The sequence below is a fragment of the Streptomyces sp. Sge12 genome (genome assembly GCF_002080455.1).
Taxonomy (GTDB): domain Bacteria; phylum Actinomycetota; class Actinomycetes; order Streptomycetales; family Streptomycetaceae; genus Streptomyces.
The window spans coordinates 6,219,455-6,231,548 of the sequence record NZ_CP020555.1 but is presented as its reverse complement, the minus strand read 5'-3'; the positions used below and the strand labels follow the sequence as shown (position 1 = coordinate 6,231,548).

General features: G+C 70.9%; 11 protein-coding genes. 6 read left to right on the top strand and 5 right to left on the bottom strand.

Translation table 11 applies throughout. The features are described 5' to 3' along the window. Positions 1-261: 261 nt before the first annotated feature. From B6R96_RS27980 to B6R96_RS27960, 5 genes are all read left to right on the top strand, one after another. A complete protein-coding gene (locus B6R96_RS27980) occupies positions 262-1,029 on the top strand; it encodes an IclR family transcriptional regulator (protein ID WP_030388690.1) in 768 nt (255 codons plus the stop codon). A gap of 312 nt (positions 1,030-1,341) precedes the next feature. Continuing rightward, a complete protein-coding gene (locus tag B6R96_RS27975; RefSeq protein ID WP_081523981.1) occupies positions 1,342-2,124 on the top strand; it encodes an MIP/aquaporin family protein in 783 nt (260 codons plus the stop codon). Positions 2,125-2,205: 81 nt separating this feature from the next. Next, a complete protein-coding gene (glpK, locus tag B6R96_RS27970; RefSeq protein ID WP_030388692.1) occupies positions 2,206-3,732 on the top strand; it encodes a glycerol kinase GlpK in 1,527 nt (508 codons plus the stop codon). 41 nt (positions 3,733-3,773) lie between these two features. Further along, complete coding sequence (locus tag B6R96_RS27965) at positions 3,774-5,381, top strand: glycerol-3-phosphate dehydrogenase/oxidase (protein WP_081523980.1); 1,608 nt, start codon at positions 3,774-3,776, stop codon at positions 5,379-5,381. Positions 5,382-5,507: 126 nt separating this feature from the next. Continuing rightward, the gene (locus B6R96_RS27960; RefSeq protein ID WP_081523979.1) at positions 5,508-6,503 is read left to right on the top strand and encodes a PAC2 family protein; all 996 of its coding nucleotides are present in this window, start codon (positions 5,508-5,510) and stop codon (positions 6,501-6,503) included. Positions 6,504-6,615: 112 nt separating this feature from the next. Here the strand turns inward: B6R96_RS27960 and mshC are convergent, their stop codons facing one another. The 4 genes from mshC to B6R96_RS27940 form a co-directional block, all read right to left on the bottom strand. Next, entirely contained in the window at positions 6,616-7,845 is a 1,230-nt protein-coding gene (gene mshC / locus B6R96_RS27955) for a cysteine--1-D-myo-inosityl 2-amino-2-deoxy-alpha-D-glucopyranoside ligase (RefSeq protein ID WP_081523978.1), read from the bottom strand. 110 nt (positions 7,846-7,955) lie between these two features. Beyond that, positions 7,956-8,813, bottom strand: a complete 858-nt coding sequence (locus tag B6R96_RS27950; protein ID WP_081523977.1) for an SCO1664 family protein — start codon at positions 8,811-8,813, stop codon at positions 7,956-7,958. Continuing rightward, complete coding sequence (locus B6R96_RS27945; protein WP_081523976.1) at positions 8,777-9,367, bottom strand: DUF3090 domain-containing protein; 591 nt, start codon at positions 9,365-9,367, stop codon at positions 8,777-8,779. Before B6R96_RS27945 ends, B6R96_RS27950 begins: the two co-directional genes overlap by 37 nt. A gap of 76 nt (positions 9,368-9,443) precedes the next feature. Beyond that, positions 9,444-10,163 carry a histidine phosphatase family protein gene (locus B6R96_RS27940; protein ID WP_081523975.1) on the bottom strand — a complete coding sequence of 240 codons (720 nt, stop codon included), beginning with the start codon at positions 10,161-10,163 and terminating at the stop codon, positions 9,444-9,446. Between the two features lie 54 nt (positions 10,164-10,217). Between B6R96_RS27940 and corA the strand changes: the two genes are divergently transcribed. Further along, positions 10,218-11,210, top strand: a complete 993-nt coding sequence (gene corA, locus B6R96_RS27935) for a magnesium/cobalt transporter CorA (RefSeq protein ID WP_030388699.1) — start codon at positions 10,218-10,220, stop codon at positions 11,208-11,210. Here the strand turns inward: corA and B6R96_RS27930 are convergent. Then, positions 11,188-12,018, bottom strand: a complete 831-nt coding sequence (locus B6R96_RS27930; protein ID WP_053705271.1) for a hypothetical protein — start codon at positions 12,016-12,018, stop codon at positions 11,188-11,190. The genes corA and B6R96_RS27930 overlap by 23 nt on opposite strands. Between the last annotated feature and the right edge of the window lie 76 nt (positions 12,019-12,094).

Genomic DNA, 12,094 nt, shown 5'->3' with positions numbered 1-12,094 from the left:
GGATGCGACGGCTGTCGGCTTTGCACCCCCTCTGTCTCAAGGGTGCACGCGGCCAGGGTAACCGTGAGGCACCGGCCCCGGTGTGGGTGTCCCACGTGGCGGACTGCATTCTGTGGCGGGGACTTGCCGGGAGTGTCCTGCCGGCGGTACGGCGAACGGATCTCCGACGGTGCGGAAGGTCGACATCGACCGATACTGTTCAGCATTGTCGAACCGCGTCAAGATGGTCAGTACTACCGAAGGTCTGCAGGAGGCTGCGCGATGGCACGGAACATCCAGTCGCTCGAACGAGCCGCTGCGATGCTGCGACTCCTGGCCGGCGGCGAGCGCCGACTGGGGCTCTCGGACGTGGCGTCCTCACTGGGCCTGGCCAAGGGCACGGCCCACGGCATCCTGCGCACCCTGCAGGCCGAGGGCTTCGTGGAGCAGGACCCGGCCTCCGGCCGGTACCAGCTGGGCGCGGAGCTGCTGCGCCTGGGCAACAGCTACCTCGACGTGCACGAGCTGCGCGCCCGCGCCCTGGTCTGGACGGACGATCTGGCCCGGGCGAGCGGCGAGAGCGTGTACGTGGGCGTGCTGCACCAGAGCGGGGTGCTGATCATGCACCACGTGTTCCGGCCCGACGACAGCCGCCAGGTGCTGGAGGTGGGTGCCATGCAGCCGCTGCACTCCACCGCCCTGGGCAAGGTGCTGGCGGCCTACGACCCCGTGGCGCACACCCAGGCGCACGACATGGAGCGCGGGGCCTTCACCCCCCGCACGGTCACGGACGGCACCGCCTTCGAGGAGATCCTCGGGCTGACCCGGGCCCGCGGCTGGGCCTGTGACGTCGAGGAGACCTGGGAGGGCATCGCCTCGGTGGCGGCGCCGATCCACGACCGGCGCCGGATGCCGGTGGGCGCGGTGGCGGTCGCGGGCGCCGTGGAACGGGTCTGCGGTGAGTCGGGGGAGCCCCGCGCGGCCCTGGTGGCGTCGGTGCGGGACTGTGCGCGTGCAGTTTCACGCGATCTCGGCGCAGGCCGGTTCTGAGCTTCCTTTAACAGGTTGTAGCCACACCCTGGCCTCTTTCTGCCCACTTTTCGCCATAACTAGGCCATCGAATGGCCGGTTTTGGCTGATCGCACCTACGGGTAACGATCCGACACTTTGGCCTGGCCGACCCTTGACGCGTTCTTCACTTGGGCGGAAAACTGCCGTTCATCGGTCGGCATTGTCGAACACCTACCGGCAATACGCGCTAGGATGCGACAAGCCACGGACCGGTGCAGCACTCACCGAGTGCGCGGAACCACCGGAGGGACCCGGTGTCCGCCCACCCCTGGACGTACAAAGGAGTCGCGGGTGTCCAGCTCCGACATCTTCATCGGCGAGACCATCGGTACCGCCCTGCTCACACTGCTCGGCGGTGGCGTCTGCGCCGCAGTGACGCTCAAGAGCTCCAAGGCCCGCAATGCGGGCTGGCTCGCGATCACCTTCGGCTGGGGTTTCGCCGTACTGATCGCCGCCTACGTCTCCGCGCCGCTCTCCGGTGCGCACCTCAACCCGGCGGTCACCGTCGGCCTCGCCATCAAGACCGGCGAGTGGAACGACGTCCCGGTCTACTTCGCCGGGCAGCTGCTGGGCGCGATGCTCGGCGCCGTCCTGATGTGGGTGACCTACTACGGACAGTTCCGCGTCCACCTGGCCGACCCGGAGCACATCCGCGACGCCAAGCTCGGCCCCGAGGACCCGCACCCGCACGATGTGGCCGGCCCGGTGCTCGGCATCTTCTCCACCGGCCCCGAGATCCGTAATGTCGTGCAGAACCTCGCGACCGAGATCATAGGCACCGCCGTCCTGATCCTGGCGATCCTGACCCAGGGCCTCCAGGACGACGGCAAGGGCCTCGGTGTGATCGGCGTCCTCATCACCTCGTTCGTGGTCGTCGGCATCGGTCTCTCGCTCGGTGGCCCGACCGGCTATGCCATCAACCCGGTGCGCGACCTCGGTCCGCGCATCGTGCACGCCCTGCTGCCGCTGCCCAACAAGGGCGGCTCCGACTGGGGTTACTCCTGGATACCGGTGGTCGGCCCGCTCGTCGGTGCCGCTCTCGCCGGTGGTCTCTACAACATCGCGTTCGCCTGATCAGCAGTACCGGCAAGATCGTAAGATCCGCACCGCCCTCCTGATTCCGCCTACTCATCAGACCTGCCAGGAGCAGCCACCATGACCACCAGCACCGGCCCCTTCATCGCCGCGATCGACCAGGGCACCACCTCCTCCCGCTGCATCGTCTTCGACCGCGACGGCCGCATCGTCGCCGTCGACCAGAAGGAGCACGAGCAGATCTTCCCGAAGCCGGGCTGGGTCGAGCACGACGCCACCGAGATCTGGACCAACGTCCAGGAGGTCGTCGCCGGGGCCATCGCCAAGGCCGAGATCACCGCCGCGGACGTCAAGGCCGTCGGCATCACCAACCAGCGCGAGACCACCGTCCTGTGGGACCGCCACACCGGCGAGCCGGTCCACAACGCGCTGGTCTGGCAGGACACCCGCACCGACGCCCTGTGCAAGGAGCTCGGCCGCAACGTCGGCCAGGACCGCTTCCGCCGCGAGACCGGCCTGCCCCTGGCGAGCTACTTCGCCGGTCCCAAGGCCCGCTGGCTGCTCGACAACGTCGAGGGCCTGCGCGAGCGCGCCGCCGCCGGCGACATCCTCTTCGGCACCATGGACTCCTGGGTCATCTGGAACCTCACCGGTGGCGCCCAGGGCGGTGTGCACGTCACCGACGTCACCAACGCCTCGCGCACCATGCTGATGAACCTGCACACCCTGGCGTGGGACGACAGCATCGCGAAGTCCATGGAGGTGCCGCTCTCCATCCTCCCCGAGATCAAGTCCTCCGCCGAGGTGTACGGCCACGTCAAGGACGGCGTCCTCGCCGGTGTCCCGGTCGCCTCGGCGCTCGGTGACCAGCAGGCCGCCCTCTTCGGCCAGACCTGTTTCGCCGAGGGCGAGGCCAAGTCCACGTACGGCACCGGAACGTTCATGCTGATGAACACCGGCGACAAGGTCATCAACTCCTACAGCGGCCTGCTGACCACGGTCGGCTACAAGATCGGCGACCAGAAGCCGGTCTACGCGCTGGAGGGCTCCATCGCCGTCACCGGCTCGCTCGTCCAGTGGATGCGCGACCAGATGGGCCTGATCAAGTCCGCGGCCGAGATCGAGACGCTGGCCTCCTCGGTCGAGGACAACGGCGGCGCCTACTTCGTGCCGGCCTTCTCCGGCCTCTTCGCCCCGTACTGGCGCTCCGACGCCCGCGGTGTGATCGCCGGCCTCACCCGGTACGTCACCAAGGCGCACATCGCCCGTGCCGTCCTGGAGGCCACCGCCTGGCAGACCCGCGAGATCACCGACGCCATGACCAAGGACTCGGGCGTCGAGCTCGCCGCCCTCAAGGTCGACGGCGGCATGACCTCCAACAACCTGCTGATGCAGACGCTCTCGGACTTCCTGGACGCCCCCGTGGTGCGCCCGATGGTCGCCGAGACCACCTGCCTCGGCGCCGCCTACGCCGCCGGCCTGGCCGTCGGCTTCTGGCCCGACACCGACGCCCTGCGCGCCAACTGGCGCCGCGCGGCGGAGTGGACCCCGCGGATGCCCGCCGAGCAGCGGGACCGCGAGTACAAGAGCTGGCTCAAGGCCGTGGAGCGTTCCATGGGCTGGGTCGACGACGAAGACGCCAGCTGACCGCACTCAGCTGAGTCAATCGACGAGGAGCTAAGAGAGATATGAGCAGCCTGCAGAGCGTTCCCGCACTGGGCACGCACCCGACCGCCGGTGCCAACGTCAGCCGCGCCCAGACCCGTGAGCAGCTGTCGAAGGCCACGTACGACCTGCTGGTCATCGGCGGTGGAATCCTGGGCACCTCCGTGGCGTGGCACGCCGCGCAGTCGGGCCTGCGGGTTGCCATGGTGGACGCCGGCGACTTCGCCGGCGCCACCTCCTCGGCCTCCTCCAAGCTCGTCCACGGCGGTCTGCGCTACCTGCAGACCGGCGCGGTCAAGCTGGTCGCGGAGAACCACCACGAGCGCCGGGTGCTGGCCAAGGACGTGGCCCCGCACCTGGTCAACCCGCTCACCTTCTACCTGCCCGTCTACAAGGGCGGTCCGGTGGGTGCGGCCAAGCTGGGCGCGGGCGTCTTCGCCTACTCCGCCCTCTCGGCCTTCGGTGACGGCATGGGCAAGGTCATATCCCCGGCCCGTGCCGTCGCCGACAACCCCGGCCTCAAGACGGACAACCTGAAGGCCGTCGCGGTCTACTACGACCACCAGATGAACGACTCCCGCGTCGCCGTCATGACGGTCCGCGCGGCCGTCGAGTCGGGCGCGGTCGTCCTGAACCACGCCGAGGTCACCGGACTGCGCAAGACGCACGGCCGGGTCACCGGCGCCGAGCTCAAGGACCGTCTCGACGGCACCGAGTTCGGGGTCGACGCGCGCGTCGTGCTCAACGCCACCGGCCCGTGGGTGGACCACCTGCGGCGCATGGAAGACAAGCACTCCATGCCGTCGATCCGCCTCTCCAAGGGCGCGCACATCGTCATGAAGCGGAAGTCGCCGTGGAAGGCCGCCATGGCCACCCCGATCGACAAGTACCGCATCACCTTCGCCCTCCCGTGGGAGGACCAGCTGCTCCTCGGCACCACCGACGAGGTGTACGAGGGCGACCCGGCGGACGTGCGCGCCACCGAGTCCGACATCCAGCAGATCCTGGACGAGGCGGCCTTCTCGGTGAAGGACGCGGACCTGGACCGCTCGCTGATGACGTACGCCTTCGCGGGCCTGCGGGTGCTGCCCGGCGGCCCCGGCGGCGTCGAGAAGGCCAAGCGCGAGACGGTCGTCTCCGAGGGCGCCGGCGGCATGCTGTCGGTGGCCGGCGGCAAGTGGACGACGTACCGTCACATCGGCCGTGTGGTCATGGACAAGCTGGCGAAGCTCCCGGGCAGCCCGCTGACCGAGGACATGGAGCCGGTGAAGTCGCTGGTCCGCCGGATCGCCCTGCCCGGTGTCGCCAACCCGAACGCGGTCGCGCACCGGCTGCTGGTGGACCGGGAGCCCGGCACGCGGATGGACCCGCTGACCGCCCGCCACCTGGCCTCGCACTACGGCTCGCTGGCCTTCGACATCGCGCGCCTCGCGAACGAGGACCCGGCGCTGGCCGAGCGGATCCACCCCGACGGTCCGGAGATCTGGGCGCAGGTCGCCTACGCCCGTGACAACGAGTGGGCCGAGACGGTCGACGACGTGCTGCGCCGCCGCACGACGGTGACGATCCGCGGCCTGGACGACGAGTCCGTACGTGCCCGAGTCGAGGAGATGCTGGGCCACAAGGCATAGCTCCCGCGCAGGTGGGGAAGAGGGGCGGTTCCGAGGGGAACCGCCCCTCTGTCGTGGGCTGTGGCCGGTGCCTCATCAAGGCTTAGGCTGACCACGTACGCAAGGGAACTTCGGAAGGAGACCTGGGTGATCGAGCTTGAGGGCGTGCCCGAGCTGATCGACCCGGTCATGGTGGCCGCGTTCGAGGGCTGGAACGACGCGGGTGACGCGGCCTCCGGTGCGGTCGCACACCTGGACCGGGAGTGGAAGGGCGAGGTCTTTGCGGCGCTCGACGCCGAGGACTACTACGACTTCCAGGTCAACCGGCCGACGGTGTGGCTGGACAACGGGGTACGGAAGATCACGTGGCCGACGACCCGGCTGTCGGTGGTCCGGATCGGCGGTGCCAAGCCGCGCGACCTGGTGCTGGTCCGCGGCATCGAACCGTCCATGCGGTGGCGGTCGTTCTGCAACGAGATCCTCGGCTTCGCCCATGAGCTGGGTGTGGAGATGGTCGTCATCCTGGGTGCGCTGCTGGGCGACACCCCGCACACCCGCCCGGTGCCGGTCAGCGGGGTGACCTCGGACGCGGATCTGGCGCGCACGATGGACCTGGAGGAGACGAAGTACGAGGGCCCGACGGGGATCGTGGGCATCCTGCAGGAGGCCTGCACGCATGCCGGGGTGCCGGCGGTGTCCCTGTGGGCGGCGGTGCCGCACTACGTCTCGCAGCCGCCGAACCCGAAGGCGACGCTGGCGCTGCTGAACCGGCTGGAGGATCTGATCGACATCCGGATCCCGCTGGGCGAACTCCCCGAGGACGCACGGGCGTGGCAGCTGGGGGTGGACCAACTCGCCGCCGAGGACAGCGAGGTGGCGGAGTACGTCCAGACCCTGGAGGAGGCCCGCGACACGGCCGACCTGCCGGAGGCCTCGGGCGACGCCATCGCCCGCGAGTTCGAGCGGTACCTGCGCCGGCGCGATCCGGCGGCCCCCTCGGCCGAGTCGGGCGACGGCTCGTACCTCCGCGATACGAGCGGGGGTCTCCCCCGCCCCCCGAAGCGCAAGCCGGACCCCTCCGGGGAGGATCCGGAGCCGCCGGCCGCCCCGTCCCCCGGCGAGGACGACACCCCGGGCGCGTAGCCGCGGGCGGGCGCGTGCGGGGGCGTGCCGCTGCGCGGTGCCGTCCCCGCCGCGTCCGGAAACGCGCGATGCCCCCGGCCGGGGGCCGGGGGCATCGGCAGGGACGAGCGGGTTACAGGGCCACGCCGAGCAGGGCGTCGACCGTGCGGGAGACCAGGCCGGGGGCCGACTCGTCGTCGCCGTCCGTGGCGATCTGCCGCTCGACCCAGCGGTCCACGGCCGCCAGCGCGGCCGGGGCGTCCAGGTCGTTCGCCAGGGCCTCGCGGACCTCTTCGACCAGGGCGTCCGCCGGGATGCCGTCCGGCCGGGACACGGCCGCGCGCCAGCGCTCCAGCCGGGCCACGGCATCGGCGAGGATCTCGTCCGTCCACTCCCAGTCGGCGCGGTAGTGGTGCGAGAGCAGCGCCAGGCGGATCGCCGCCGGGTCCACCCCGGAGCGCCGCAGCGCCGACACGAAGACGAGGTTGCCCTTCGACTTCGACATCTTCTCGCCGTGCAGCGCCACCATGCCGGCGTGCACGTACGCCTTGGCCATCGGGAACTCGCCCGTCAGCGCCTGCGCGTGCGACGCGCCCATCTCGTGGTGCGGGAACGCCAGGTCGGAGCCGCCGCCCTGGATGTCGAAGCCCATGCCCAGGTGGTCGAGGGCGATCGCGACGCACTCGATGTGCCAGCCCGGCCGGCCGCGGCCCAGCGAGCCGCCGTCCCAGCTCGGCTCGCCCGGACGTGCGGCCATCCACAGCATCGGGTCCAGCGGGTTCTTCTTCCCGGCCCGGTCGGGGTCGCCGCCCCGCTCCGCCGAGAGCAGCCGCATCGCCTCGGCGTCGAGGTGGGAGACCCCGCCGAAGTGCGGGTCCGACTCGACCGAGAAGTAGACGTCGCCCTCCAGCTCGTAGGCCGCGCCGGCGTCGCGCAGCCGCTCGACCAGGGGCACGATGCCGGGTATGGCTTCGACGGCTCCGATGTAGTGCTGCGGCGGCAGCATCCGCAGGGCCGTCATGTCCTCGCGGAAGAGTGCGGTCTCGCGCTCCGCCAGCTCGGTCCAGTCCTGGCCGTCGCGCAGCGCCCGCTCCAGGAGCGGGTCGTCCACGTCCGTGACGTTCTGGACGTAGTGGACCTGCCGCTTGGTGTCGAGCCACACGCGTTGTACGAGGTCGAACGCGTTGTAGGTCGCCGCGTGACCGATGTGGGTCGCGTCATACGGAGTGATGCCGCAGACGTAGATACGGGCGACGGGACCGGGGTCGAGGGTGATCGTCCCCTGGGTCGCGGTGTCGTGGATCTGGAGGTCGCGGCCCTTGCCAGGAAGGGCGGGGACCTCAGAAGCGGGCCAGGCATGCATGTCTCGAGCCTAACCGGACGGGTGTTCCGGAAACGAACTGGACCTGCACTGTTGTCTTGATCGGCACTCTTGCGGTCTGGCCGATTCTGTGCGTACGGCCGGTGGCTGGTTCAGACCGGTGGCCAGGGGATCGCCGGCCACTGCCCGGAGGGCCGCGGATGGATCCCGGTGCGCCGGAGGACCTCCACCCGGTCCCGTACGGCGGCCAGCTCGACCGCCGTGATCAGTTCGGCCAGCCGGGTGGCGAGCGGGGCTCCCGGGGCCAGTCCGGCGGCCAGTGCGGCCAGCACCTCGCGCGCCTCGCCGGTCAGGGGCTCGCCCGCCCAGCCCCACAGCAGGGTGCGCAGCTTGTCCTCGGCGTGGAAGGTCACCCCGTGGTCGATGCCGTAGAGCCGTCCGTCGGGCGCGGGCAGCAGGTGGCCGCCCTTGCGGTCGCCGTTGTTGATCACGGCGTCGAATACGGCGATGCGGCGCAGCCGGGGGTCGTCCGCGTGCACGAGCAGCGCGGTGCGTCCCTCACCGACCTCGGCGAGGGCGACGGGCTTCCAGCCCTCCCCCGCTTCCTCCCCGTCGACGAGCCCGAGGAGGGGGCCCAGCGGGGCGTCCGCAGCGTCTGGAGCGGGTTCCTCCGCCTCGATCCACCGCTGGACCATGCCCTCGCCGTACGGGCCGTCGCGCAGCACCGTCGCCGGTACCAGGCCCCATCCGGTGGCCTCGGAGACCAGGTAGGCCGCGACCTCCCGCTGGGCGAGGTTGCCGTCGGGGAAGTCCCACAGCGGCCGCTCCCCCTTGACCGGCTTGTACACGCAGTCGGCGCTGACGCCCTCGTACGTGACACTGCACAGCAGGACGGCGTTGGACGCCTCGCGGATCCGGCCTATGACGGTGAGCTCGCCCTCGGCGAGCAGCTCCTCCAGCTCCCCCGTGTCGCTCACGCCTGGCGCCGGTAGCCGTTCTGGCGCGGGCACACGTGCCCTTCCGGGTCCAGCGGGAGGCTGCACAGGGGGCACGGCGGGCGGCCCGCGTTGACCACGTCCAGGGCCCGCTTGGCGAAGGCGCGGGCCTGGGCGCCGGTGAGGCGGACCCGCAGCATGGGCGGCCCGTTCTCCTCGTCCTGGAGCAGCCGCTCCTCCGCCTCGGCGAGGTCCTCGTCGGAGTCGGCGTCGAGTTCGACGAGCGCCTGGGCCTCGACGATCATGCGCTGATCCTCGCCGTCCCAGGCCAGGGCCATGGTGCCGACGCGGAACTCCTCGTCGACCGGGACGTCCAGCGGCGCGGTGTCGGCGGCCTCGGTGGGGGCGACGGCCGGGACCGGGGCGTTGCCGCCGGTGCGCCGTACGACCTCGTCCAGCAGCTCGTCCATCCGCTCGGCCAGCGCCGCGACCTGGGTCTTCTCCAGGGAGACACTGGTGACGCGGGGGCCTGAGGAGGCCTGCAGGAAGAACGTACGGCGTCCCGGCAGACCGACCGTGCCGGCCACGAAGCGGTCCGGGGGGTCGTAGAGGAACACCTGACGGGGCACGTCCAGTCTCCAAGTCTCGGCGGCAGGGGCAGATCCGCGCCCTGGGTGGGCCCGTCCACCCTACTGCGCCGTGCGATCAAGCCGCGCCCGCGCCGCCTCCCACGACGGCGTCGCCGGCGTCTTCGGTGTCTTTGTCCGAGGCGACGGGCTCCGGTGCGGCGGGGCGCCGTACGAGCGAGCCGAAGTCTCCGGTGTCACCGAGGCGGAACACGAAGGGCCGGGTGGCGGTGTAGCGGATGGCGGTCACCGAGCAGGGGTCGACGTGGATGCGCTGGAAGAGGTCGAGGTGCATGCCCAGGGCGTCCGCGACGAGGGACTTGATGATGTCGCCGTGCGAGCACATCAGGAAGACGGCGTCGCTCCCGTGCTCCTGCTCGATCCGCGCGTCCCAGTCCCGTACGGCCTCGACCGCGCGTGCCTGCATGGCGCGCATGGACTCGCCGCCGGGGAAGGCGGCCGCCGAGGGGTGCTGCTGGACGATCTTCATGAGTGGTTCGTCGGAGAGCTCGGACAGTTTGCGGCCGGACCATTCGCCGTAGTGGCACTCGCCGATGCGCTCGTCGGTGTGGAGTTCCAGTTCCGGCCGGGCGGCCAGCAGCGGTGCGAGGGTCTCCCGGCAGCGCTGCAGCGGGCTGGTGACGGCGGCGGCCAGGGGCACCCCCGCCAGCCGGCCCGGCAGTGCGGCGGCCTGCTCGGCGCCGCGCTCGTCGAGCGCCACCCCAGGGGTCCATCCGGCGAGCAGCCCGGCGGTGTTGGCGGTGGACCGCCCGTGTCGTACGAGGATCAGCGTGGCCATGGGGCCAGCGTATGCGCTGCCCGGAGCGTGCGGGCGGGCCGCGGGCAGGGAAGAATGCCCCGCGTGATTGTGGACTGCGCGATTTACCGGGACGGCCGCCGTACCGAGGGGCCGGCCGATTTCTCGGACGCCCTCGACCAGGCCCGGGCGACCGGTGACGCCTTCCTCTGGATCGGCATGCACGAGCCGACGGAGAAGGAGTTCGAACACGTCCGCCAGGAGTTCGGCCTGCACCCGCTGGCGGTGGAGGACGCGCTGACCGCGCACCAGCGCCCGAAGCTGGAGGTGTACGACGACTCGCTGTTCGTCGTCCTCAAGCCGGTGCAGTACGACGAGGCCACGGACACGGTGACCGCGGGCGAGCTGATGGTCTTCATAGGGGATTCGTTCGTGGTGACGGTCCGGCACGGCGAGGGGGCCCCGCTGGCTGCCGTGCGCCACCGGCTGGAGCAGGAGCCGGACGTGCTGCGGCACGGCCCGACGGCGGTGCTGTACGCGGTGTCCGACGCGGTGGTCGACCACTACATCGAGGTGGCGGCCGAACTCCAGTCGGACCTGGAGGAGCTGGAGGCCGAGGTCTTCGCCCCGAACGCCTCGGACACCAAGAACACCGCCGCCCGGATCTACGGGTTCAAGCGGCAGGTGCTGGAGTTCCGGCGGGCGACGAGCCCGCTGCTCCAGCCGATGGACCGGCTCGCCTTCGGGGAGGTCCCCTTCGTCCACGAGCACGCGCAGCCGTTCTTCCGTGATGTCGCGGACCACCTGACCAGGGCCAACGAGTACATCGAGGGGCTGGACCGGCTGCTGTCGGACGCGCTGTCCGCGCACCTCGCGCAGATGGGCCTGCGGCAGAACGACGACATGCGCAAGATCTCGGCCTGGGCGGCGATGGCAGCCGTCCCCACGATGGTGGCGGGGATCTACGGAATGAACTTCGACCACATGCCGGAGCTCGGGCACGTCTGGGGCTATCCGGCGGTGCTGGTGGTGATGGCGGGCGCCTGTCTGGGCCTGCACCGGATGTTCAAGCGCCGGGGCTGGCTCTGAGCTCCCTCTCGCGCGGGGCGTGGGCGTGGCCGGGCGTGCCGGCCGGTGCGCCGCCGAGTGCGTCCAGGTGCTCCGGCATCCGCAGGTTCACCATCCGGTGCCAGCCGCTGAAGCGCTCGTACGCGTACATCGCGCGGATGCCGGCGGCGAGTGCGGCCGCCTTCGGGGCGGGCCAGTGCAGCAGCCGGCCCATGTGGGCCATGACGGCCAGGCTCACGTCCCGGTAGACGGCGATCTCGGCGAGCGCGCTCTCGCGGAGCACCCGCTGGATGGTCCGTCCGTAGCCGGACCGGACCAGGCGCAGCAGTTCCTCGTGGCAGTAGGAGAGGTGGTTGTCCTCGTCCTGGCTGATCATGTGGATCGCCCGGCCCACCTCGGGGTGGTCACCGAAGTACCTGACCAGCATGTCCATCTGGTCGGCGGCGCGCTGTTCGGTGACGCGGCTGTGCGCGAGGTAGACGACGATGTCCTCCTCGGTCAGCGCCTCCTCGCGGCGCAGCTTGTCGTGCGCGAGGCCGATCCCGCGGCGCTCCAGCAGCATCGTGTAGTCGGTCTCGGGTGGTACCGGGACCGGCGGCAGGCCGCGTTTGCGGAGCAGCGCCTGGAAGATGCGGCCGTGCTTGTCCTCGTCGGCGCCGTGTCGGGTGATCTTGGGCGCGAGGTGGCGCATGCCGTCCGGCACCAGTGCCGCGATACGGGCGTTCTCCCAGCCGCCCTGGGTCTCCCCGCTGGCGGCGATGGAGCAGAACAGCTGGAAGGAGTCGTCGTGGTCGACGATCTCCTGGAACAGGCTGCGGGCAGAGAGCATGCAACGAGTCAAACGCCGGTCGGCGGGGCGGGCAACCGATGGGTCGCACTACTCGTCCGAATGAACGAAATCGGGG

What these genes read in the sequence shown, in the direction of transcription:
- B6R96_RS27980 (WP_030388690.1), top strand. Translation starts at nt 262, where the DNA reads ATGGCACGGAACATCCAGTCGCTCGAACGAGCCGCTGCGATGCTGCGA.
- glpK (WP_030388692.1), top strand. Translation starts at nt 2,206, where the DNA reads ATGACCACCAGCACCGGCCCCTTCATCGCCGCGATCGACCAGGGCACC.
- B6R96_RS27965 (WP_081523980.1), top strand. Translation starts at nt 3,774, where the DNA reads ATGAGCAGCCTGCAGAGCGTTCCCGCACTGGGCACGCACCCGACCGCC.
- mshC (WP_081523978.1), bottom strand. Translation starts at nt 7,845, where the DNA reads ATGCATGCCTGGCCCGCTTCTGAGGTCCCCGCCCTTCCTGGCAAGGGC.
- B6R96_RS27940 (WP_081523975.1), bottom strand. Translation starts at nt 10,163, where the DNA reads ATGGCCACGCTGATCCTCGTACGACACGGGCGGTCCACCGCCAACACC.
- corA (WP_030388699.1), top strand. Translation starts at nt 10,218, where the DNA reads ATGCCCCGCGTGATTGTGGACTGCGCGATTTACCGGGACGGCCGCCGT.
- B6R96_RS27930 (WP_053705271.1), bottom strand. Translation starts at nt 12,018, where the DNA reads ATGCTCTCTGCCCGCAGCCTGTTCCAGGAGATCGTCGACCACGACGAC.